This is a genomic window from Epilithonimonas lactis, assembly GCF_900110605.1.
Lineage (GTDB): Bacteria > Bacteroidota > Bacteroidia > Flavobacteriales > Weeksellaceae > Epilithonimonas > Epilithonimonas lactis.
The window spans coordinates 773,431-797,977 of record NZ_FOFI01000002.1; the positions used below are offsets into that span (position 1 = coordinate 773,431).

A 24,547-nucleotide genomic window follows, 5' to 3' on the forward strand; every position below is an offset into this window, starting at 1 on the left:
TTAAGATTTTCAAATATTGGTAAACTGTTACATTTATAAATTGGTAAATTAAAAGATTTATGAACAGCATCGTAATCAACATAGGAAACACCAATATCCGCTTCGGATTGTTTGATGATGACAATTGTGATCTCTCTTGGGTCATCAACACAAAGCCTTATAAAACGACGGATGAACTGTATGTTCAGATCCTAATGTTGTATCAGACCTATAAAATTGATGTTGATAAAATTGATAAGATCATCATTGGCTCTGTGGTACCGCAGTTGACCAAAGTGGTTGCGAGCGGCATAAAAAAAATTCATAACAAAACGCCCATTATTGTTGACAGGAACACGCCTTCTGGTGTCATTCCCAAATCAAAACAGATGGGAACCGATATCTATGCGAATCTTGTGGCGGCGCATAATCTCTATCCTAAACAGAAAAAAATTATTTTGGATTTTGGAACCGCACTCACAGCAAGCTGTCTAGATGCAAATGGAGAAACTTTGGGTGTGATCATCGCCCCGGGAATTATTACTTCATTAAATAGCTTGATCCAGGGAACGGCGCAATTACCAGAGATAGAATTGGTAAAGCCGAAATCTGTGCTTGGATTGGACACCATCAGCTGTATGCAAAGCGGAATGGTTTACGGTTTCCTCGGAATGGTGGAAGGTTTTATTGATAGGATCAATGATGAGGTTCAAGATCAATGTTTTGTCATCGCAACTGGCGGAGTAAGCCACGTTTACAAACCTTTGACAGACAAGATCAACATCGGTGATAGATTGCATACATTAAAGGGACTTTATTTTTTGGGTAAAGATTTTTAGTATAGTTTTTTTAATTGATATAATTGCTCACTTCGACGAGGTTAAAATCTGGGTCGCGGAAATAGATGGATTTGATCTTTCCGCTTGCGCCAGTTCTTTCTACGATGCCTTCGATGATTTTGATGTCTTGTTGTTTTAATTCTGTTAAGATATCTTCGATTTTGGTTTCGGCGATGAAGCAAAGATCTGCAGAACCAGTTGTTGGCTTTTCAGCTTTTGGTTCAAACTCATTTCCTTTTTGATGAAGGTTGATCTTTTGATTTCCAAATTTTAAAGCTTTTCTATCATGGAAAATCACCAATTCAAAACCTAGTACTTTTGTGTAAAATTCAATACTGTTATAAATATCCGAAACAGTTAGGACAAGATGGTCCAGGTGAGAAATCTTCATTAGTTACCTTTTGTTTTTAAAGAAATCCTTTACGATTTGGGAACATTCATTTTCCATAATTCCAGTCACGACTTCCGTTTTTGGATGAAGCGATAAAGCCTTATTGATGAAACCTCGTTGTTCATCTCTGGCACCAATCACAACCTTCGTAATCTGGGACCAACTGAGCGCACCAGCACACATCACGCAAGGCTCCAACGTCACATACATCGTACACTTCTGAAGGTACTTTCCTCCGAGATAATTAGCGCCAGAAGTGATGGCCTGCATTTCTGCGTGCGCGGTTACGTCGTTTAAAGTTTCTGTGAGATTGTGTGATTTTGCAATGACCCTATTGTTGGAAACGATGACACAGCCAATCGGAACTTCATCCTTTTCCAAGGCCAATTCAGCTTCCTGGAAAGCCATTTTCATGAAGTATTCGTCGGTGAACATTTAGATAGGTGTTGTTTCAGATCTTGTCATGTCGGCTATGCTCGTGTCTAGAACGGGCAGCATGTTATCTCGCACGTTGATGAGTAATTTTCTGATGCTGCATGTTGCCTCATCTCTACAATCCGAACATTTTTCGTAGAAGTTGAGCGATGCACAGGGCAACAGTGCTACGGGACCATCCACAATTCTTATCACATCCAAGACTTTAATGTCTGCCGGATCTTTCATCAATGTGTAGCCACCTTCGGCACCTCGCTCACTTTTCAGGATCTTGTTTTGCTTCAACTCGCGAAGGATCTGCTCCAGGAATTTGAGCGGAATACGTTCGTTCTCCGAAATTTTTTTAGCGGAAAATAATGACGAATTGTCTTTCCTGTTTAAGAAAAGCAAAGTCTTGATTGCGTATTTGACTCTTTTTGAAAGCATAGTGTAAAAATAATCAAATTTTTATAATTCAGAAATAATATTAATTTCAAATAAAAAAAGCCGTCCTGTTATTAAAAACAAGACGGCCTTATCAAGATTTTCTATCCTTAATTTGGAAATGAAACGCCTGAGTAGGAGTTAGGATTTACAAAAGGAAGATTGGATCTGTATTTTGAGTTGATCGCTTTCAGGAATTCGTTTGCAACCACTGCGTATCCACGTCCTGTAAGGTGTACACCGTCCAGAGAGAATGTTCCGCCAGTAATGAATTTAGCAGTGTATTTCACACCATTAAATTGAATTCCGGACATCGAGTTCAGTTCAGTCATTTTAGCGTTTGCGTTCACGAAAGCCAATCCGTAAGCAGTCGCAAGATTCGCTATTTGTGAATTGTAGGCATCCACGGCGGTTTTCACCAAAGCTGCTTCTGTTTTGGTCAATACATATTGATTCTCCAATGGGTAAGAAACTCCGTTTACATTGATAGCAGCTGGTGCAGCCGGATTAGTGGTTGCAATGACAGAGCTTGCGGTCAACAATACATGATCCTCAGCTGTTGCTTGTCTAGCTTGCCCATAGATTTGTCCAAATGCAGCTGCAGTAGGAGCACCCAAAGCAGGTGTCAAAGCTGCGGTAAGTTGAACGGATAAATTTGCCAATGACGTATCTTTTATCAACACAGGATTTGCAGAAGTTGCCGATAAAAGATTAATTCTATTTCCTTGTCCAAATGCTGTCAAAGCTTGTTTAAGTGGCCCGTATAAACTGGTGTTCAATGCTGTGATGTTTGCACCTAGCGCCGCTGGCGTCAATGGATTGTAAGGTACCGTTGTGAAATAAGGAATAGAGGTTACATAAGGAATATTCCCGATCACACCTTGTGTAGATCCTGCAGCCTTCAAAGCATCCAAAACGCCTTTGATGGATCCTGCTACTACAGCTGGGTCTGAGATATCATTAGACCCATATGTTGCGGGATTTGTATTTCCCTTTTGGTCAACTCCAGAACCACCGCTCGTTGCGTAGCTTAGAACATCATTATTCCCGATCCAAAGCGAGAAGAATGTTGGTTTTTGAGCAGCAGCATCGCCAGCAACAGTCGAAGTATTGCTTGTGGAGAATCTTACATAATAAGGATTTGCCGTACCAGCCAAAATCCCGTTTATGTTTCCATAGCCAGGTGCAACAAGATGGAATGATTTTGCACCAGGAACTCCCATGTTATTAATGGTTCCTGTAATTTTTTTAGTAACATCCGTTGTAGGTGTCGCGGCAACATTTTTCAATACCGGACTACCATTGGCAAATGATTCAATGAACAATTTTGTTCCTAAGATCACGGTGCTTCCCAGTACCATTCCTCCGTTGTTATCTGCCATCAAAGGTTGTACGAATTCTCCTCCTCCAGCAAACTTCATTTGAGTGGCCACAAGATTTGGATAAGATTCGTTTTGGCCGTCGATGTATAAAGCGTTGTCTCTGTAGCCAGAAGTCAATGAGTTTCCTAGAGCGATATATTTGGAGAAGTTGGCATCTCCAGAAGTTACAACAACGTCTTCCGTACTGTTTTCAAAATCATTCTGACAGCTTACCGCAAGTAAAAGTGAAGCTGCTATACTTGATAAAAATATCTTTTTCATAATTAGTTCTTATTTTTAAAATGCGTTGTAAGATAATCCTAGACCAAAATAGAATGCTTTGGCTTTGGCCTGTCCGTAGAAACTATTATAAGAGTTGTTCACATTTCTGCTTTGTGGCATCGCGTAACCTCCCGCAAGATCTACTCCAAGCTTGTTGAATTTGAATCCAAGTCCAGCAGTTACTACATAAGAGTCAAAGGAAGGGGTTTCTGGGATGAAGTTCTCATCAGAATATGGAGATTCATCGTAGTACCATCCTAGTCTTGCAGCGATCATGTCGGTCACCATGTATTGGGTTCCAACTCTAAAAGTTTTTGTGTTCTTGAAATTTTTAGGCGCTACCAAGATTGTTGGATCCGCTTGATTTCCTACAGGCGCATTGGCAAAATCCAAAGTCAACTTGTTATATCTCTCCCAACCGTGATAGTTGAAATCTGCAGAAACCTGCCATTTCGGTGTTACTTTGTATGTTGCTCCCAAAGTGATCTCATCTACCAAAGGTAAAGTTGCTGTGAAGTTATCTACACCGCCTGTCGCTGCCAGTCCGATGTTCGGGTAAAGTGCTGGAGAAATATTGAAGGTCGCTTTTCCTTCTTTTGCTTCCATGTCCACTGGCGAACGGTAAGCAATACTGACGTCCCACTTGGTGTCTGGCTGGAAATAGAAACCAAATCCAAAACCGTGACCAGTAGCTTCGTCATCTAAAAGATTAAGAGAACCGCCTAATTGAGTGACTCTTTTGGTCCAATCTACTTTTCCTTTTGCGTAGATATAGCTAGCTCCGAAAGAAGCCCATGGTGCCAATTTTACAGAGATCATTGGTTGGAAGAAGAAACTTTTCAATTCTAATTTTTCTACCAATTCTGCACCTTCCCAATTGGTGGGATACTGGATTGTACTTCCAAAAGGCGTCGAGAAGCTGAAACCTAAGGACAAGTTGTCTAGTACTTTATAAGCAACCGCCGCGTAGATCGGTGTTCCCAAAGGATTATCGGTTTCGGTTTGTTGCAATGTGCTTGTGTTTTGGAACGTCACTTTGTTGGATGCTCCAAAGCCACCTGCTACAACACTCAGTTTTGCAGGGATAAAAGAAATACCGGCAGGATTGAAAAATGCAACACTTGCATCTTCTGCATGGGCGCTGGTATGAGCCATTGCCAACTGCTTTACGCCCTGAAGAGATACTCGGAATCCTCCTGCGTATGCCATTACACCGGCTGTGAGAGCCGCGGTCATCAAAATTCTTTTCATATGATTATTATTAATGTTCCAAATTTATAATTATTTTAATAACAATGACGAAAAAACACAAAAAATGTTAAACATTGTTATTCAAAGAATAGTTGTTTAATACTTACTCATTATTAACTATTTGAAGTACATTTAATTATGTGTCTATTTCGAATTTATTTCATCTTAGTTTAGTTTTAAACAATATCATGTAAAACATAATAAAATGATTGTTTTACATTTGTGTTAATCATAAATTTATGTCATTTTAGGTATTGATTTATTAATATTAACTTTATATTAACTAAAAATTAATAAAAAAGTGTTTTTAAAAAATATATTCATCAAGCTTAAATAAAATTTATATTAACTTTGCAATCAGACATAAAAAAATTAAAATATGAGTTGTGGATGTAAAACATCCGGCGATTCTTCCCACTCTTGCGGTACGAAGAGTGCCAGTGGGTGCAGTAGTGTAGATACTTGTGGCAATAGTTATAAATTAAGTGTTTTTGACTGGCTTTCCGACGTTAATCCATCGGGTTCAAAAAGTTCAGAATATGTGGAAGTTCGTTTCAAAAACGAGCGTAAATTATATTATAGAAACGTCAACAACCTGCCTTTACATATAGGAAGTATCATTGCTGTAGAATCCAGCCCGGGTCACGATATAGGTGTAGTAAGTCTTTCTGGAGAACTGGTGAAGATCCAGATGAAGAAGAAAAATGTACACATTGATAGCATACAAAAGGTGTATCGCCTTGCCAATCAAAAAGATGTAGAAACCTGGCAAGACCTTAGAAATAAGGAAAACGCCATCAAGGTGGATGCTCGTAAAATTGCTTACGGCCTCAACCTCGAAATGAAAATCACAGATGTTGAATATCAAGGAGATGGATCAAAAGTCACCTTCTATTACACAGCAGATAATCGAATCGATTTTCGTGTGTTGATCAAAGAATATGCTTCTACTTTCAGAACGAAGATCGATATGAAGCAGATCGGCTTCCGACAAGAATCTGCAAAAGTTGGGGGAATTGGTTCTTGTGGTAGAGAACTTTGCTGTTCTACTTGGTTGACGGATTTCCGTTCGGTCAATACCAATGCAGCCAGATATCAGCAGTTGAGCATCAATCCTCAGAAATTGGCAGGACAATGCGGCAAACTGAAATGCTGTCTCAATTATGAGCTAGACACCTATCTTGATGTTTTGAGAGATTTCCCATCGTCAAGCACAGTTCTGAATACAGAGAAAGGAAGAGCATTCTGCATCAAAATCGATGTTTTCAAAAAGAAAATGTGGTTTGCCTATGTAGAAAACTCAATGGCTTGGTATGATATCGATATCTACGAAGTTCAAAAGATGATCGCTCTAAACAAAAAAGGTGAAAAGTCACAGGCTCTTGAAGATCTGAAGGTTGTGGAAAATCGCATGGTGACGTCCGATCTGATCCAGGAAAACAGTGTAGACCGTTTTGAAAAGAAATTCAAAAAACCGAGATCGAACAATAACAACAATCGCGATAGAAATCCGAAACAGTCCGAGAACAGAGCTCCAAGACAACCATCGGATAACAAGAACCCTAGACAATCTGACAACAGACCACGTTCCAACGATCAAAAACCTGCAGATAACAAATCTACGGCGCCTAAAGTTCAGTCAGCAGAAAATCAATCAGCGGGAAATAAGGGACCAAGACAGGGCGATAACAGAAACCGTCAGAATAATCAAAAATCTGTAGAGAACAGAGCAGAAGCACCAAAAGTTCAGGCTACAGATAATCAGTCTTCGGAAAATAAAACACAGAAAAAACCGTTCAAAAAACCGAAAAAGAAATTTCCGCCGAAAAATGAAGGTAATGGTAATGCTTAGATCGATTGTCGTTTTTATCCTATTTTTATCATTGAGTTCTTGTCAAAATGAAAACGATAAGATCCTAATGAAAGATGTAGGTGAACAATGGAAAAAAAACGATGTGCAAACATTGGATTTTAAAATCGATGATGCTCAGAATCAGAAAAATATGATGATCGTTGTCCGTAACAACAATGACTATCCATACAGCAATCTTAGGCTGATTGCAAGTCTAGAGCAGAACAAGAAGAAGATCTCTACAGATACGCTTAATTTTGTTCTCGCAAAGCCAAATGGAGAGTGGATAGGAACAGGTTTCGGCGATACGAAGGAGATCACTTTTCAATACAAACTCAATTACAAATTTCCGCAAAACGGTAATTATTCTGTCAAAGTTGTTCAGGCAATGAGGAATAATAGCTTAAAGGGAATAGAAGATATAGGAATTAAAATTCAAAACTTAAAGCCATAATTTATTAATGGAAAATAAGAAAACTGAAAATAAAACTTTTCCTCTGCCAGACAAGAAAAAAGCGAAAACTGGAATCAAAAAATGGATCAAATTCATTTGGATTGGATTCTTTGCTGTCGTACTTGGGATCTCTGGATTGTTCTTCGCTGTTTCCCAAGGTTTTGTGGGAGATATGCCAGATGTGAAGGAATTAGAAAATCCCGACATCTACGTTGCATCAGAGATCTATTCTTCTGACAACGTCCTACTAGGAAAATTCGAAAAAGAAAAGACCAAACCGGTGACCTACAAACAGTTGCCGCCATTTTTGGTTTATGCCCTGATGGCGAAGGAAGATGAGCGTTTCAAGGAACATTCCGGGATTGACCTCAAGTCCATTGCCAGAGCAATCAGATTTGGAGGCGAAAGAGGTGGTGGTTCTACGATCACACAGCAGCTTGCAAAACTATTGTTCACAGGGAATGCTTCTCAAAACAAGATCGAAAGAGCCTTCCAGAAACTCAAAGAATGGAGCGTAGCTGTAAGTCTTGAAAAACGTTACACAAAGGAAGAGATCATTGCATTGTACTTCAACAAGATGGATTTCCTTTTCAATGCAAAAGGGATAGAAATGGCGTCTAGAGTTTATTTCAATAAATCCACGAATCAACTGACATTGCCAGAAGCCGCGACTTTTGTAGCAATGCTTGAAGCACCTAGAAGGAATAATCCTTACAGAAATCCAGAAAGAGCAAAAGTACGTAGAGATGTCGTTTTGAAGCAGATGCTAGAGACGCAGTACATCGATAATGATACTTACGAAAAAGCCGTTGCAACACCAGTTGTTGTAGATTTCCACGAGATCAAAACGGTGGAAGATGGATTTTCTTCTTATTACAAATTCTATCTGAGAAAAGAAATTGCACAATATCTTGAAACTTACGAGAAAGAAACAGGCAAAGAACTGAATCTTTACAAAAACGGGCTGAAGATCTATGTGACATTGGATTCCAGAATGCAAAAATATGCTGAAGAGGCGATCAAAGAACATTTGACCAATCTTCAGAAAAGTTTTGATGGCGAGATGAGACGTAACCCAAATCGGCCTTATTATAACCTTAGCAAAACTCAGATCAATGGTTTGATGATGTCTGCCGTTAGAAGAACGGGACGATATAAGCAATTGAAAGCAGAAGGAATGCCAGAAGATTCTATCATGATGGATTTCCACAAACCTGTGAAGATGTCCAGATTTACTTGGCAAGGAGAGGAAGAGGTGGAGATGTCACCTTGGGATTCTATCCGCTATCATAAGCAGATCGCGCAGGCAGGTCTAATGTCTATGGAACCAGCAACAGGCGATATCAAAGCTTGGGTCGGTGGTATCGATTGGCAGCACTTCCAGTACGATCACGTAAAACAGGGGAAACGTCAGGTAGGATCTACTTTCAAACCATTTGTTTATGCAACAGCTATTATGCATCTAGGGATGACGCCTTGTTCTACGGTTTCCAACGCATCTTATTCCAAAGGTAGCTGGAACGTTAGAGGTGGTGGCGGAAGTGTTACCATGAAAGAGGGTATTGCAAAATCTCTAAACCCGGTTGCAATTAGATTAGCAGAAATGGCAGGAACGCAAAATGTCATCCAATTAGCAAGGGATCTAGGCGTTACAAGTCCTATAGATAAACATTTGCCAATGGCTTTGGGTACTTCTGATATTACGATTTATGAAATGTTAGGCGCATTCAGTACTTTTGCCAATTTCGGAAATTATACCAAACCAGAAATGATTTGGAGGATTGAGGATGCCAATGGTCGTGTGATCAAAGAAGTGAAACCGGTCGTAAAAGAAGTGATGAATGAAATGTACGCTTACACCATGATCGATTTGATGAAAGGCGTGACAGAATTCGGTACAGCTTCTGGAGAATTGAGACGAAGAGGAATCCCTGCAAGTGTAGAAATCGCAGGTAAAACCGGGACAACGCAGAAAAACTCAGATGGATGGTTTGTAGGAATTGTTCCAAAACTAGCAACTGATGTCTGGGTAGGATGGGAAGACAGAGCAACCCACTTCTGGAGTACAGGAGAAGGTCAAGGTGCGAAAATGGGATTGCCAATTTGGGCGATTTACATGAAAAAGGTCTTTGCAGATAAAGCTTTAAATATTCTTCCAGAGGACAAATTCATCAAGCCTGCCAACTGGACAGGAAGTTGTTCGGACCTCAATAATCTGAGAAATGGTTATGGCGACGATGGCGGATTGCAGTCAATAGAAGAGCTGAAAAATCCTACGCAGATCGTTCCAGAGAAACCCGTGAAAAAAGAAGATCGTACCAACGAGGCACTTAATTCCGGAGAAGATATAGATTTTAACAAATAAAAAAATAGGACCCACATTTCTGATGTGGGTTTTTTATACCAATGAAACTCGATCTTATTACCCAAAAATTCACCAAGTTGTTTCCAGGTGATCTCTCAGGAAACACAATGCAGAGACAAACGCCCGATGTGATGTTTTGTTCGGTAAAACCTGCCGACTTTATTAATACTGAACTAATTGATTTTAATGAAAATCTGTCGGTAGAGATTGGCTTGGGAAATCTGGAAAGTGATAAGAATTTTCTTGCCGCACAGGATCTTCCTGACAATGTCGAAACTTACGCCACAGCCTACGCTGGACATCAATTCGGAAATTGGGCAGGACAACTCGGCGACGGACGAGCCATCTACGCAGGAGAAGTCCAAAATGGCAACAAACAGACCGAGATCCAATGGAAGGGCGCCGGCGCAACACCTTATTCCAGAAACGCCGATGGAAGAGCGGTTCTGCGTTCCTCGATTCGGGAATATCTGATGAGTGAAGCCATGTTTCACCTCGGCGTTCCGACAACCAGAGCTTTGAGCCTTTCCAAAACGGGAGAAGATGTGATCCGCGATATTCAATATTCTGGGAATCCACAGAAGGAGCAAGGCGCAGTAGTCGTAAGAACGGCTGAATCTTTCCTGCGTTTCGGCCATTTTGAATTGTTGTCCGCCAGAAAGCAGGACGATCTACTCAAAGAATTAGCGGATTATGCCATTGACAATTTCTTTCCAGAAGTTCGGTCAGAAAATAATTCCACAAAATACATCGACTGGTTTCAAGCCATTTGCAACCGAACTTTGAAAATGATCATCGATTGGTACCGCGTCGGTTTCGTTCACGGCGTGATGAACACCGATAATATGTCGGTTCTTGGTTTGACAATCGATTATGGACCTTACTCTATGATGGATGGCTACGATCTGGAGTTCACGCCTAACACCACCGATCTGCCGGGAAGGCGTTACGCATTCGGGAAGCAAGGCCAGATCTCGCATTGGAACTTGGCAACTTTGGCAAATGCTATTTTTCCTTTAATTAATGACGCTGAGGTTTTGGAGAAGATCCTTGATGATTTCGGAAAACAATTTTGGGTAAAGCACGACAAAATGTTGGCGAACAAATTTGGTTTCGATGAGGTTTTAAAGGAAGACGAGAAGTTCTTCACCGAATGGCAACAAACGATGCAGGATCTCACTTTGGACTACACCTTATTTTTTCAACAACTAGAAAAACCAATTTCCGAAATTAAAATCGAAGATTTCTCAAACTCTTTTTACCGAAGTCTAAATGAAATTGAATTAAAAAAATTATCGAATCTCATCGAAAAATATCAGGCAAGAAAACTTAAAAATAATATTTCAGAAACTGAGTCTTTAGAACTAATGTCCAAAACGAACCCGAAGTTCATTCTCAGAAACTATCTCTTGTTCGAAGCGATTCAGGAGGCGGAAAGTGGAAATTATGAGATGTTCTTCAAACTGAAAAAAGCGTTGGAAAATCCTTACGAAAATCTGTTTCCGGAGTTCAATAAAAAACGACCTTCGAAGTATGATAATCAGACTGGAAGCAGTCAGTTGTCTTGTAGTTCTTAAAAATAGATGGTAGATTTTTAGATATTAGACGGTAGACTTTTTATTTTTGCAGAAATTATCAAACTTTGAAACTCCTGAACAAATTTTTATCCTTTCTGAAGATCGTTTTTCCATCCACCAAGACCGAAGGTTTTATCTTCCTATTTTTCGTGATCGCTTATGGCGCCAACGCCTGGTTTATCGCTGATAATTTCACCATTGTCTATGACGACAGGATTCCGTGGGATGGTTATTTTAGTTTTGATAATCGGGCAATTGTTCAGACTGGTGGCGGTTTTGAGAGACATCCGTTGGCCAATTATTTCTTTGATTGCATTCGGGAATTTGCATTGTGGATTTCGCGCAATCGCTACAATTCGGCATTCAGGTTGGTTTTGGCGCTGCTTTCGACCTTGGTTGTAAGCCTTGCCAATGTTCAGATCTTCAAATATTTGAACAACATCATCCAACTTCCACTGAAGATCAGTTTGTTGATCTTGGCTTTCTATGGGTTGTTTGTGACGAATATTCTGTTGAGTTTCACGCCGGAAACTTACACTTATACTTTGCTTTTCCTTTCGGTTTTCAATTATTATTCGGCGAGGAAGATCAATGAGGACCAACCAATTTCTTTTGGGGCGAGCATTTTAGGCTCCGTTTTCATCGGCGGACTCACGATCACCAATATTGTCAAAGTTTACATTCCATTTTTGTTTGAAAAGAAGATCTTCTGGAACTGGAAGAAAATTGGAATTGCCGTTTCGAAAATGGCAGTTAGTGCTGGTGTTTTTATCTTTTTGTTCCTGTTGAGATTGGATTTTAACCTTCAAAACTTCGTCAACAAAACGGGTGAACAGTACGACAAATTCTCCAAACCGAAAGTGACACCGCTTTGGGATATGATCTCTTCCTGGTTTTTTGGTGGCAATATTTTATTTCCAAGTTTCGTGATCCGAGATTACCACAACAAGGACAAAACCTTTTACTACAAAGCTTTGTTTATGGATGTTTACTCGTCCGCAATTTCTTATGTTTTCATCGCCATTATTTTGTTGATGATTTTCTGGAGTGTTTTCAAAAACTATAAGAACAAGTTGGTTTGGGTCTTGGTAATTTCTCTGTTGGTGGATGTTGTGATCCATTGCGTTTTGAAGTTTGGCCTTCATACGTCTTACATCTACGGTGGTCACTTCGTTTTTGTCTTTCCAATGTTGATCGGTTGGCTATTTTTTAGCTTTAAAGACAAGACCTTACCACTCACATTCTTGTACGGAACATTGATGATCCTGACCGTTTATCTTGGCTTCAATAATTTTTACCGACTTGGCGAGTTCTACCAATTCCTGGAAACTTACTACAAATAAAAAAGCCTCCGAAAAAATCCGAAGGCTCTTATTGTAAAAATTAAAATTAGTTCTTGATGATCTTCTTGGTCACTGGTTTCCCGTTTTCCGGTTCGATTTTCAAGAAGTAAACACCATTGTTCAAATTAGAAATATTGATGTCTGATCTGTTCTCGGTCGTCAAAATGACTTGTCCAGCCGCATTGTAAAGACTCGCTTTGAATTTCGAAACGTTCTTGTCCAATTTGATATTGATGATATCCTGGGTTGGATTTGGATAAACACTGATTCCGTTTTTAAGATTTTCAACATCAGGGTTTCCTAACACTTCAAGGCTGATCTTATCTTTCAAAATTCCCAGAGATTGCGAGGTCAAATAAACTTCCACATTCGTATTGTCAACAAATCGAACAGCACCTGAGAGTACAATCGTATTGAAATAATTGGTCGATGCTTTTTCTGTCCACGTTTCGCCGTTGTTGCTAGAGTAGATCACTTTTGGAAGCGTGTCCAGATAAGAATATCCAATAGCTACGATCTGACCATTTTGTTTTGTTGAATGCTCTACTTTGTGAACCATTCCATTGTAGATCTTTGTCCAGCTGCTTCCGCCGTCCATAGAAGTGTAGATCCCGTTTGATGCCGTGATGGTATATTGATTCAGATTCAAAGGATTCTGAGTCAGTTCCAACGCGATGTTTGGTAAGGTAAGATCTTCTAGTCCATTGGTGATCTTGGTCCAGGTTGTGCCGCCATCTGTGGTTTTCAAAAGTTCGTTTCCTACAGTTACCAGAACTTCATCCGGATTATTTTTATTCACTTTGATCCCATAGATGTAGTCATCACTGTAAGGCAACATCATGAACTCGGTTTGCACATCATCCGGATTTGTAAAATTAGCTTTGAGCAATGTGGCATTCACACCGTTGAACGTCGCCAGCCAAGCAATATTCGGATTGGATGAATCTGTTTCTGCAGCGGTGAATCCTGTGTCATAGGTCGTGTAGATCGGCGTTTTGTTGACGCCATAATCATTACTGACATTGATTGTGCTTCCCATAAAAGAAGAGTCAAAGGTGAAAACTCTTCCTGGATAATCTTTATCTGTGTGCACCAGACCGATTTGTCCGCCCATAGGACTTTCATTCAATGGGAAAACGTTGATCGGTGTTTCCTCAGTGGTTTCTAGATTCTTAACGGTGTAGCCGTATTGAACGCCGTACATCAGTTTGTCGGTTCCGTTGTCATTGAAGATATTCAGATTTCCCATCCCTTCAAAAAATGGATTTTTAAGGCTGGATATAGTGATGCCTTTATCTGTTGAGATTTTAGGATAACGATTGCTCGCAATCAAAACTTCATTACTGTTGAAAGGATTGAAAGCTGCGCCAATGCCGTAGAAATAAGAATGTCCGTCATTCAATCCATCGTGTGTGGTTGTGGTCCAAGTGGTTCCACCGTTTGTGGTGACAGCCACTCGGTCATCAGCTAAGATCAAAACATGATTGCTATCGTTTGGATTGATGTGGATCTTTGGAACATTTTTCAGTCCGAAATCACTATCTGACCAGGTGATCTGCGTTTGCTCTGTCCACGTTGCGCCACCATCAGTTGATTTGTAAACCGCTTCGTACTGATCCAGGTAAGTCCAAAGAACGCCTGTTCCCACGTAGATGATGTTGCTGTTGTTTGGGTCAATGTCAATAGATTGTAAGATCAGGCCGTCCAAAGTTTCCGTCCAGGTCGCACCACCGTCCGTGGAACGGAAGAAGCCGCCGTCCTCGTTTCCAGCACCGCCATTGCGGGCGATGTAAAGGTTTTGAGGATTTTTAGGATCCATCTTCGCATCGTTCAGGATGACACTTTCGTGGTCGGTTCCGTCATAGACTTTGTTCCAGGATGTTCCGCCGTTGTTGGTTGTGAAGAATTTATCCTGGTCGCCACTTGTTAAGATGGTCGCTGTATTCATCGTTCCATCATCCAGAAGAGAATAATTTTTGATCCCAAAGACTGCCTCGTCCAGCGGAATATTGATCTCTTAATGATTGATTTGGATTGCAGGTCGAAAACGGCAACCTTGTTCATAGTGCTTCCGCCGCCATAAAACTCGATAAAACTTAATGCAGTGCCGTTGTTCGTGAGGCGCATTTCCTGGATTGCGGGTGCCCATTCCGGATCAGGAAGTGTGTAAAGGACATTCCAAGTGAGACCATTATCAGTGGAGGTCAAAATGTGTGAACCAATGTAGCTGGTTGCGTAGATCTTGTTGGGAGTTATTTTGTCGTAAGCAAAATTCCGCATCATCCCATAATCCTGATTTCCTGCAAAACCCACTTGCGAAAAGTAAAGCTGTACGAACAAGATGAAAAATAAAGTAAAAGTTGTTTTCTTCATATCAAATTAGATTTAATTGTTGTACAAATATATTTTCGTATTCGTAGCAAACATTGTAGATGACAAGAATAAACAGGACTTATATAGAAAAAACGTGACATTTTGTTATATGCTTGATAAATACGCATATAAATCGTTGGAGTTTTCCAAATTCAGTTTTTTGGAAATCCTTTCTTTTCGTTTTCGGCAGGCTTCAATGGTGATGTTGAAGATGGAAGCGATCTCTTTGGTGGAGAGATTCATATAGATGTAGGAAATGTATCGAATGTCGTTCAAGGTCAAATCGTTGTGTTTTTCCTTCAATGAATTGATGAACTTGCTGTTGATCTCCTGGAAGTGATTAAGAAAATCGTCGCCATTGTCTTCTTTTGAAAGAACTTCTTTCAGTTGATCCAATTGTTTTGCTAACAGAGGATTGGTCAACATTTCTGGTCGCTCCTTCAATCGCAGGATGTAGTCCTCGATCTTGTCATTTTTCTGAGCAAGATGAATGGCGTTGGCCGCGATCTTTCGGTTTTTGTTTTCGAGTTCGTTCTTTAGTTTTTCTTTTTCGAGAAGCGCGTCGGTTTCCTTTTCCTTGATCTGTTTTTCAAGAAGTAAAGCGTAGTTTTCTTTGTTTTTAAGTTCCAAAGCAATGATCTGCTCCTTCTGCTCGGCAAGTCTTCTTTTCTGTTTGTTCTTCTGAAGATAACCTCGGAAAAGCCATAGAATAAAGGCAACCACAGCAATCCAAAAACCGATGATGTAAAATTTTAATTTTTTCTCATTGATCAGTTCCTTTTGAGAATCCTGAAGTTTCAGTTTGATCTCACTGTTCTGATACATTGCCCGATTTTGGATTGCGTTCAGAGAATCTTTTACCACAAGCACAGAATCTTTGTATTGAAGCGACTTTCTGTAATCGCCTTCCGCGAAATAATTATCAGAAAACCGATTGTAGATATCCGTCATATTGCTGTAATTCAGATTCTCCTTCTGGGCTTGCTTGATGAATGAAAGGGCTTTTTGCTGGTCTTTTTGGTCTTCATATACTCTGGATAATATCAGAAAAGCGGAAACCTTGTGATCGTTATATTCCGGTGTGTTTAGCTTACTGAGTAAGGGATTGAGAAGCGAAAGTGTTTTGGTATAGTCCTTTTGCTCCATTGCATTTTTGGCTTCGGCAATGTCAAGTGATCTTTGGATATCCAGTTTTGCAAGTGGTCTGGCGACAGAAATGTAGTAGGAGGCTTTGTCCAACTCTTTGGTCGTGTTGTAAAGTTCGGCGAGATTGGCGGCATACAAAGAAATCCCGATGGTATCCTTATTCGCTATGGCAAGGTCATAAGCTCTTTTTTGATGTTTTTCGGATTCTTTATATTTTCCCTGCCGTAGATAGACCAGTGCGATATTGTTAAGTACGGACATTTCCCTATCGCTGTTCAGATGCTTGAGAGCGATTGTATAAGCTTCAAGGTAATAATCCAGGGCTTCGCTGTAATCCAGCATCTGATAATAATTGAGACCGATGCAATTGGTGGAGATGAATTGCTGCTCGTACCAATTGTTCTGTTCAGAAAGGCTTTTGGCTTCGGTAAACAATTCTAAAGACGCCGTGTGTTTTTTCTGGTACAAAGCCTCGATTCCTTTGGATATCAGTTCATCACAACGTTTTTTGGAACTGTCATTTTGCAAGACAGAAATTAAAACGATAAAGGAGAACAGAAACTTCATAAGGCTTTGGACGAAAACTGATTATCAAGTAAAATTAATCAAATTATTGATGTGATGAAGCCGACAACTTCCTTAGAGAACAAAAAAAACCGGAACTGAATCCGGTTGATATTTTAAAATTATTTCGCTTCTACACAAAAGACAGCGTAAGGAATAACGATGGCCGATGGATAGATTCTCTTTACATTCCTAAGGTCTTCCGATGCACTCTGTTTGGAAAAGTAGCTTCCGGCCAATATTTTATAATTGGGTCTGAGAGAAGCATCTTTTTCAACTTTCAAATTTCGAAAGTTATTTCTGAAATGTAAACTGATTTTGCTGGCTTCTTCATTGCTTTTTACCACCACAACCTGGATCTTGTATCCCATGATCTTCGGATTTTTTCTGCAGATCTCGGCATTTGTAAGTTCTCTGTTCGCTACCAAAATTTTTGGCGGTGCCTTCACAATTGTTCCGGCAGAACGGTTGCAGTTGCCTTCTACCTTTTCCAAAGCATCATTAATACGTTCGTCCAGCGAGAAGGAAAGCTCGGTTCCAGAGAGTGTGTCTTTCTTCACAATGTATTGAGCATCAATTTGGTAAAAAGAAAATACAGTTGCGATTATGAAAAGCTTAAGCAGATTGTTCATTTAATATTTATTTTAGGCAAATTTAAAATAAATTGATGGAAACGCAAACCTTGTTATTTAGAACGTTTACAAATTAATTGGATTTGACAAAAAGCATGCGATAAGGTCTTCTTAATTTTTGTTAATGTGCTATTTTTGCGGAATTGAATGTAAACAGTCAATAGAATTTACTAACCCAAGATTATATAAATGATTAGTTGGAGAAAGCATTACAAAAAGGGTCTGATAGCAATTAGTTTATTGTTGTCAACCGGCGCTTCCGTTTATGCACAAGGCGATCCGAAAAAAGGACAGGAGCTTTTCAAAGCGAACTGTACAGCTTGTCACGCTTTGGACAAAAAAGTTGTAGGGCCTGCACTTGGCGGTGTTGTTGAGAAAGTCAAAAAAGATGGTCAAGATGTTGACTGGCTTCACAAGTGGATCATGAACAATGAGAAACTGAGAGCGTCAGGCGATGCATACGCAAACAAGATCTATGAAGAAAATGGAAAAGTTGCGATGCAGGTATTCGAAGGGAAACTTTCTGATCAGGATATCGATGATATCTTGGAATACACAACCAACCCTCCAAAAGAAGAAGCTGCTGCTGAAGCTCCAGCAGGAGAAGCTGATGCAAATAGCACAGCTGCCATCGAAGCTCAAAAAGCACAACAGCTTAATTCTAAAATCGTAATTGCTGCATTGATCGCAATTGCTGGACTATTGGTTTGGCTACTATTGAAGATTCGCCAGTTGGTGAAACTACAGCAAACACCAGAATTGTCAGAACTTAATTCTTCAAGAGTGGTTTCTTACTCAGCTTTGTATGAAAAATACAGCTATGTAGGGAAAGCTTTGGTAGGATTATTAGCATTGATCGCTGTTTATGGCGTTTGGAACTGGTTGATGTGGATCGGTGTTTATAAAGGATACGCTCCTGAACAGCCAATCTACTTCTCTCACAAGATCCACGCAGGCGAAAACAAAATCGACTGTCAGCTTTGTCACTCCGGTGCAAAATATGGTAAAGTTTCTGAGATCCCGTCACTTAACGTTTGTATGAACTGTCACCGTTCTATTTCTGAATACAAAGGAAAATACCTTGAGCCAGGAAAAGACAGAGAATTCTACACAGGCGAGATCAAAAAGATCTATGCTGCTGCAGGATGGGATGAAGATAAGCAAGCTTACACTGGCAAGACTCAGCCGGTGGAGTGGACAAGGATCCACAATATGCCGGATTTCGTTTACTTCAATCACTCTCAACACGTTGTTGCAGGTGAGCAAGCGATCATCAATGGATTCAATTCTAAACAAAAAGATGCAGCCAACAAAATTGATGTGGTTTGTAAAGCTTGTCACGGAAAAATTGATACAATGAATGTGGTTCAAATGGCCAACGACTTCACCATGGGATGGTGTATCGAATGTCACAGAACTACAGAAGTAGATATGAATAACGGTTATAATAAAGAATACTTCAAAAATCTGCATGATAAGTTGAAAAAACAATATGGTGAAGGAAGTAAGATCACTGTAGATGCAATTGGAGGTCTTGAGTGTGGTAAATGTCATTATTAATAACAAAAATTAGAAGTATAAATGGCTTCAAATAAAATACAATTCAGAAGTATTCACGAACTAAAAGATCCAACCCTGAACGGGAAGTTGGCGCTGAAAGAGTTTCAGAATGAGATTCCGGTAGATGAATTCTTGGAAGATGCTGGTAACTCAGGAACTTCTCGTAGAGACTTTCTTAAGATATTAGGTTTCTCTACAGCAGCTGTTACTTTGGCAGCGTGTGAGGCTCCAGTTCTTAAAACGATTCCTTATGTGGTAAAGCCACACGATATTATTCCAGGGATCCCGAACTATTACGCCTCTTCATATTTCGACGGATTCGATTTCGCTAGTGTTTTGGTTAAGACCAGAGAAGGTCGTCCGATCAAGATCGAAGCAAATCCAGCAGCAGGTTCATTAGGTACAACCAATGCAAGAGCGCAGGCAAGTGTACTTTCTCTTTATGATAATGATAAAGTGAAAAGACCAGCTTTGAATGGAGATGAGCAAACTGATTTTAACAAGATCGATGATTTCGTTCTAAAAGGTTTGACAGAATCTCAGGCGACTGGTAAAAAGATCGTGGTATTGTCACACTCTTTCCCAAGTCCAACTTTCAAGAAGTTGTTTGGAGATTTCAAAACGAAATATCCTTCTGCAGAACTGATCACTTATGATGCAATTCCGTACGCTGCAGCATTAGACGCAGCTCAGGAAGTCTTCGGACAAAGAGCATTGCCAGTTTATGATCTTAGTACTTCTCAGTTGGTGGTTTCTTTCCAGGCAGATTTCTTAGGAGATTATAATGCTTCTAGCTTAGAAGTATCTTATGCTGCGGCAAGAAAGCCAGGTCCAGAGATGTTGAGACACATCCAAGTTGAATCCAATTTGAGTTTGACTGGTGCTAATGCCGATTCTAGATACAGATTGAAGCCTAGTGCTGTTTTCAAAACTTTGGTTGAAGTTTACAACGGACTAAATGGTGGAACGGCTGATAAAACAGCTTCCGAAATTGTAAAAGAACTTCAGGCAAAAGGAAGCAACGCAGTTGTTTTGGCAGATGGTTCAAAAGCAGCTTACGTTCTAGCTCACTTAATTAATCAAAAATTAGGATCTAAAGCTTTCACAGGTAAAGCTAATTTCCTTAAAGAATATGACAACGCGAGATTCAACGAATTTTTATCTTGGTTGAATGGTGGACAAGTTGGCGTTTTGATCTCTAACAATGTTAACCCAATTTATTCTCACGCAAAAGGAGAAACTCTAAAAGCAGCTTTGTCGAAAGTTCCTTATTCTGTAGCAATTACAGATAAGAAAAATGATATCTACAAAGCTTCCAAAGCAGTTATTCCTGCGACACATTGGTTAGAATCTTGGGGAGATATCGCTCCGGAAACTGGTGCATATTCATTAATGCAGCCGACAATCCAAAAGATCTTTACATCAAGACAGGTTGAAGAATCTCTTTTGGTTTGGATCAATGGAAAAAACAATCCTGCGAATAACTATTACGAATATCTTAAAGCAAATGCTTTAACGCTTAACGAAGGGAAAACTTTCAATAAGACTTTATACAATGGTTTCACAACTGGTGGTCTTTCTACAGGATTGGCCTACACAGGTGGAAACGCAGCTCAGGCTGTTGCTGAATTGTCAGCTTTCAAATCGAATCAATTAGAATTACAACTTTATACCAAATCTGCAATTGGTGATGGAACGCAATCTAACAACCCTTGGTTGATGGAGCTTCCAGATCCGATCTCTAGATTGTCTTGGGATAATTACTTGACAATCTCTCCAAAAGATGCAGAAGTTTTAGGCCTAGAAAATAGCCTGAATGCTAGAATGCAGTTGGACGGAGACTTGGTAAATGTCACTGCAAATGGTGTAACATTGAATGATGTTCCTGTTTTCATCCAGCCTGGACAAGCTGAAGGATCTTTGGGTCTTGCTTTAGGTTATGGTAAAAAAGATTCAGGGAAAGTGGCTGATACTGGTATCAACGTTTATCCATTATTTGATGGTTACAATACAGTTCTTACTAATGTAAAAATTGAAAAGACCGGAGAAGATTATGAGTTCGCAGGAATGCAGCTTCAGAATACCTTGATGGGTCGTTATGAGATCGCTAAAGAAGTTTCTTTGGAAGATTTCATCAACAAACCAACAGATGAGTGGAACAAGCCTTTGGCAATGCACACCATCGGAGGTGAACTTCCTATTGGAAAGATCGACCTTTGGGATGCTTTTGATGATACAGATGGTCCTCACTTCAACTTATCTGTCGATCTTAACTCTTGTACTGGTTGTGGTGCTTGTGTAGTTGCTTGTCAGGCAGAAAACAACGTAGCTGTTGTTGGTAAGGAAGAGATCAGAATGTCTAGAGATATGTATTGGTTGAGAATTGACCGTTACTACTCTGCAATCGAGAAGATTGAAACCAAAGAACAAATTGACAGGGGTCTTAATGCACCAATGTTATATGGTGGTCCTTTCTCAGAAGGTATCTTGAACCATCCAGCTGATAATCCAGATGTGATCTTCCAGCCGGTAATGTGTCAGCACTGTAACCACGCACCTTGTGAGACTGTTTGTCCAGTTGCGGCAACTTCTCACGGTAAGCAAGGTCAAAACCAAATGGCTTACAACAGATGTATCGGTACAAGATATTGTGCGAACAACTGTCCATATAAAGTAAGAAGATTCAACTGGTTCAACTATGCGTTGAATGACAGATTTGACTTCAATATGAACAATGACCTTGGAAGAATGGTTCTTAACCCAGATGTTGTTACAAGAACAAGAGGGGTAATGGAAAAATGTTCTATGTGTATCCAAATGACTCAGTCTACAATCCTTGAAGCTAAGAAAGATGGTAGAAGAGTGAAGGATGGCGAATTCCAGGTTGCTTGTGCTAATGCTTGTTCTACAGGTTCACTTAAATTTGGAGATATGAATGATGTAGCTTCCGAAGTTCGTAGCTTGTTCAACAGCGAAAGAAAATACGTATTGCTAGAAGAGATTGGTACAAAACCAAACGTATTCTATCATACAAAAATCAGAAACAGAAAAGAAAGTTTAAATAATAAATAGGTAAAAAATGTCAGGACATTACGAAGCTCCGATAAGGGAACCTTTAATTATTGGTCACAAGACTTATCACGATATCACAGAGGATATCGCAAGACCTATCGAAGAACGCGCAGGGAAATTATGGTGGGCATCATTGTATGCTGCTTTGATTCTGTTTGTTTACGGATTTGGTTGTATTGCATACACCATCGGAACCGGTATCGGTGCCTGGGGACTAAACAGAACGATCAACTGGGGTTGGGATATTACCAATTTCGTTTGGTGGGTAGGTATTGGTCACGCAGGAACATTGATCTCTGCCGTACTATTATTATTTAGACAAAGATGGAGAATGTCTGTAAACCGTTCTGCAGAAGCGATGACGATTTTCGCGGTTTGTCAGGCGGCTATCTTCCCTGTAATCCACATGGGTAGAGTTTGGGTTGGATATTGGGTTTTCCCTTTGCCAAACCAATTTGGTTCTCTTTGGGTGAACTTCAACTCACCACTACTTTGGGACGTATTTGCAATCTCGACTTATTTCTCAGTGTCCGTTGTATTCTGGTTTATGGGATTGATCCCTGACTTTGCAATGATCAGAGATAGAGCGAAGACGCCTTTTAATAAAAAGATCTACACACTACTTGCATTCGGTTGGGGTGGTAAAGCAAAACACTGGCAGAGATTCGAAGAACTATCTTTGGTTCTAGCAGGTTTGGCAACACCACTTGTATTCTCGGTACACACGACGGTATCATTTGACTTTGCTACATCGGTGATCAAAGGATGGCACTCAACGATCTATCCACCATACTTTGTGGCTGGAGCGATCTTCTCAGGATTTGCAATGGTACAAACACTATTGTTGGTCGCTAGAAAAGTTTGTCACTTGGAAGACTATATCACCATGTATCATATCGAAATTATGAACATCGTAATCGTGGTAACTGGTGGAATGGTAACTGTAGCTTATGCAACTGAGTATTTCATCGGTTGGTATTCCGGATCTAGATTCGAAGATTTTACATATCTATCTCCAGGAGCAGCAACTGGTCCTTACTGGTGGGCATTCTGGGCATTGATTATTTGTAACTTGGTTGTTCCTGCAGCATTCTGGTTCAAAAAAGTTAGAACCAATATCTTCTGGACATTCATTATCGCATTGATCATCAACATCGGGATGTGGTTCGAGCGTTTCGACATTATCGTGATCAACTTGTCAAGAGATTATTTACCATCTTCTTGGACAATGTTCAAACCAACAATTATTGATGTTGGAGTATATTTAGGAACGATTGGTTTCTTCTCAGTATTATTCTTATTGTATGCAAGAACATTCCCTGTAATTGCACAAGCAGAATTGAAAAGTATTTTGAAAATTTCCGGTGAAACTTATAAAGCAAAAGAAGGAGATGAGCACCACTAAAATTATATATGGACTTTACGGCGACGACGATGATCTAATGCACGGCGTTAAAGCCTTCATGGATAAAGGAATCAGTATAAACGAAGTGTATACACCGTTTCCTGTTCACGGACTAGACAAAGCTCTTGGACTAAAGAAAACCAGAATTTCTGACGCAGCATTTATCTATGCTTGTTATGGAGTAACGATCGGGATCACTTTGACCGCTTGGATCATGAACCACGACTGGCCGCAGAATATCGGTGGTAAACCAGCTTTTGACTGGTTGCACAATATGCCGGCTTTCGTAGATCCAATGTTCGAATTGATGGTATTCTGTTCTGCTCACTTGATGTCATTGACTTTCTTGGTTAGAAATAAAATGTATCCAGGCGCAAAACCTCAGAATCCAGATCCAAGGACTACAGATGACAAATTTATGATGGAGTTCGTTTCTGATGATGTTGAAACTATTAAACAACTGTTGATTGATACAGGTGTTGAAGAAATAACAGTTAAAGATGCTTAAGATGAAGAATAGTATATTAAAAATTACGGCAATCTTTGGTTTAACTACTGTTTTACTGAATTCTTGCGGTGGTCCAAAAGACAATCCACCTTTGGTATATTTTCCGGATATGTATTATCCTGTAGCTTATGATCCTTTGATGAAAGCGAAAGATGCTTATTCGGATCATGAAAATGAAATCCCTGCATTTGTTGCACACAATGGTGCAACTGGACTTTCTCCTGTAGAAGGTTCTGTTTCACAAAACAGAGATGGGATTGTAACTGAAGAAGCTTTACCAAAAAATGTAGATCAGTACAACGCAGGCTATGATGCTTCTAGATTGATCACAACTTCACCTTTGAAACCAGAAAATCTTGAAAAAGATCTGGCAAGAGGAAAAGTGTTGTTCGATCATACTTGTTCTGCTTGTCACGGAACTGGAGGTGACGGACAAGGACCGATTGTAAAAAGCGGTGCTTACTCAGGTGTTCCAAATTATGCTGACAGAGATATCACGATAGGTTCTATCCATTATGTTTTGACAAATGGTAGAAACGCGATGGGATCTTACGCAGGACAACTTAATGTAGGTGACAGATGGAGAGTGGCTTTGTATGTTTACAATACATTCAAAGGTGCAGCTGCAACAACAGCGCCTGCTGCTCCAGCTGCGACAGCAACAGCTACGACAGAACAAACTTCTACTGCAGCCGCTGCACCAGAAGCTAAAACCAATGCTAAATAAAAAAAGAA

The 24,547-nt window shown here is 39.9% G+C and carries 20 protein-coding genes; 11 read left to right on the top strand and 9 right to left on the bottom strand.

Going from position 1 to position 24,547, the window contains the following annotated elements:
* Positions 1 to 59: 59 nt before the first annotated feature.
* Positions 60 to 818 carry a type III pantothenate kinase gene (locus tag BMW39_RS08805; RefSeq protein WP_034973910.1) on the top strand — a complete coding sequence of 253 codons (759 nt, stop codon included), beginning with the start codon at positions 60 to 62 and terminating at the stop codon, positions 816 to 818.
* A 10-nt stretch (positions 819 to 828) separates the two neighbouring features.
* Here BMW39_RS08805 and BMW39_RS08810 read toward each other — a convergent pair whose 3' ends face one another.
* The 5 genes from BMW39_RS08810 to BMW39_RS08830 all read right to left on the bottom strand — a co-directional run bounded on the left by BMW39_RS08810 (position 829) and on the right by BMW39_RS08830 (position 4,961).
* Entirely contained in the window at positions 829 to 1,209 is a 381-nt protein-coding gene (locus BMW39_RS08810; RefSeq protein WP_034973911.1) for a VOC family protein, read from the bottom strand.
* A gap of 3 nt (positions 1,210 to 1,212) precedes the next feature.
* Positions 1,213 to 1,644 carry a nucleoside deaminase gene (locus BMW39_RS08815; protein WP_034973913.1) on the bottom strand — a complete coding sequence of 144 codons (432 nt, stop codon included), beginning with the start codon at positions 1,642 to 1,644 and terminating at the stop codon, positions 1,213 to 1,215.
* Positions 1,645 to 2,070, bottom strand: coding sequence for an RrF2 family transcriptional regulator (locus BMW39_RS08820; protein ID WP_034973915.1), 426 nt, complete (start codon positions 2,068 to 2,070; stop codon positions 1,645 to 1,647).
* A gap of 107 nt (positions 2,071 to 2,177) precedes the next feature.
* The gene (locus tag BMW39_RS08825) at positions 2,178 to 3,710 is read right to left on the bottom strand and encodes an SGNH/GDSL hydrolase family protein (RefSeq protein ID WP_034973917.1); all 1,533 of its coding nucleotides are present in this window, start codon (positions 3,708 to 3,710) and stop codon (positions 2,178 to 2,180) included.
* Positions 3,711 to 3,725: 15 nt separating this feature from the next.
* Entirely contained in the window at positions 3,726 to 4,961 is a 1,236-nt protein-coding gene (locus BMW39_RS08830) for an OmpP1/FadL family transporter (RefSeq protein WP_034973919.1), read from the bottom strand.
* A gap of 379 nt (positions 4,962 to 5,340) precedes the next feature.
* On the opposite strand from BMW39_RS08830, the gene ricT reads away from it, so the two are divergent.
* From ricT to BMW39_RS08855, 5 genes are all read left to right on the top strand, one after another.
* On the top strand, positions 5,341 to 6,813 hold the full coding sequence (gene ricT, locus BMW39_RS08835; RefSeq protein ID WP_034973921.1) for a PSP1 domain-containing protein: 1,473 nt from the start codon (positions 5,341 to 5,343) through the stop codon (positions 6,811 to 6,813).
* The gene (locus BMW39_RS08840; RefSeq protein ID WP_245750469.1) at positions 6,791 to 7,267 is read left to right on the top strand and encodes a gliding motility lipoprotein GldH; all 477 of its coding nucleotides are present in this window, start codon (positions 6,791 to 6,793) and stop codon (positions 7,265 to 7,267) included. The genes ricT and BMW39_RS08840 overlap by 23 nt, the downstream gene beginning before the upstream one ends.
* Positions 7,268 to 7,274: 7 nt before the next feature.
* Positions 7,275 to 9,632, top strand: a complete 2,358-nt coding sequence (locus tag BMW39_RS08845; RefSeq protein WP_034973925.1) for a penicillin-binding protein 1A — start codon at positions 7,275 to 7,277, stop codon at positions 9,630 to 9,632.
* Between the two features lie 41 nt (positions 9,633 to 9,673).
* Positions 9,674 to 11,209 carry a protein adenylyltransferase SelO gene (locus BMW39_RS08850; protein ID WP_034973927.1) on the top strand — a complete coding sequence of 512 codons (1,536 nt, stop codon included), beginning with the start codon at positions 9,674 to 9,676 and terminating at the stop codon, positions 11,207 to 11,209.
* Positions 11,210 to 11,274: 65 nt separating this feature from the next.
* Positions 11,275 to 12,552 carry a DUF6080 domain-containing protein gene (locus tag BMW39_RS08855; RefSeq protein ID WP_034973928.1) on the top strand — a complete coding sequence of 426 codons (1,278 nt, stop codon included), beginning with the start codon at positions 11,275 to 11,277 and terminating at the stop codon, positions 12,550 to 12,552.
* A gap of 46 nt (positions 12,553 to 12,598) precedes the next feature.
* Here the strand turns inward: BMW39_RS08855 and BMW39_RS08860 are convergent, their stop codons facing one another.
* The 4 genes from BMW39_RS08860 to BMW39_RS08875 all read right to left on the bottom strand — a co-directional run bounded on the left by BMW39_RS08860 (position 12,599) and on the right by BMW39_RS08875 (position 17,267).
* Positions 12,599 to 14,500 (bottom strand): T9SS type A sorting domain-containing protein, encoded by a 1,902-nt coding sequence (locus BMW39_RS08860; protein ID WP_034973929.1) that lies wholly within the window; start codon positions 14,498 to 14,500, stop codon positions 12,599 to 12,601.
* Entirely contained in the window at positions 14,497 to 14,925 is a 429-nt protein-coding gene (locus BMW39_RS08865) for a hypothetical protein (protein WP_034973930.1), read from the bottom strand. The genes BMW39_RS08860 and BMW39_RS08865 overlap by 4 nt, the downstream gene beginning before the upstream one ends.
* Before the next feature lie 105 nt (positions 14,926 to 15,030).
* Entirely contained in the window at positions 15,031 to 16,638 is a 1,608-nt protein-coding gene (locus BMW39_RS08870; RefSeq protein WP_034973931.1) for a tetratricopeptide repeat protein, read from the bottom strand.
* 119 nt (positions 16,639 to 16,757) lie between these two features.
* Positions 16,758 to 17,267, bottom strand: a complete 510-nt coding sequence (locus BMW39_RS08875; RefSeq protein ID WP_034973933.1) for a hypothetical protein — start codon at positions 17,265 to 17,267, stop codon at positions 16,758 to 16,760.
* Between the two features lie 189 nt (positions 17,268 to 17,456).
* Here BMW39_RS08875 and BMW39_RS08880 point away from each other — a divergent pair, with 189 nt between their 5' ends.
* From BMW39_RS08880 to BMW39_RS08900, 5 genes are read left to right on the top strand one after another with little or no spacing between them, the layout of a single operon-like run.
* Complete coding sequence (locus BMW39_RS08880) at positions 17,457 to 18,827, top strand: c-type cytochrome (protein WP_034973935.1); 1,371 nt, start codon at positions 17,457 to 17,459, stop codon at positions 18,825 to 18,827.
* Positions 18,828 to 18,848: 21 nt separating this feature from the next.
* Complete coding sequence (locus BMW39_RS08885) at positions 18,849 to 21,899, top strand: TAT-variant-translocated molybdopterin oxidoreductase (protein WP_034973936.1); 3,051 nt, start codon at positions 18,849 to 18,851, stop codon at positions 21,897 to 21,899.
* A gap of 7 nt (positions 21,900 to 21,906) precedes the next feature.
* Positions 21,907 to 23,304: an NrfD/PsrC family molybdoenzyme membrane anchor subunit gene (gene nrfD / locus BMW39_RS08890; protein WP_034973937.1), complete on the top strand. Its 1,398-nt coding sequence runs from the start codon at positions 21,907 to 21,909 to the stop codon at positions 23,302 to 23,304.
* Positions 23,291 to 23,812: a DUF3341 domain-containing protein gene (locus BMW39_RS08895; RefSeq protein ID WP_034973939.1), complete on the top strand. Its 522-nt coding sequence runs from the start codon at positions 23,291 to 23,293 to the stop codon at positions 23,810 to 23,812. The genes nrfD and BMW39_RS08895 overlap by 14 nt, the downstream gene beginning before the upstream one ends.
* Entirely contained in the window at positions 23,805 to 24,539 is a 735-nt protein-coding gene (locus BMW39_RS08900) for a c-type cytochrome (protein ID WP_051879844.1), read from the top strand. Before BMW39_RS08895 ends, BMW39_RS08900 begins: the two co-directional genes overlap by 8 nt.
* Positions 24,540 to 24,547: the final 8 nt, after the last annotated feature.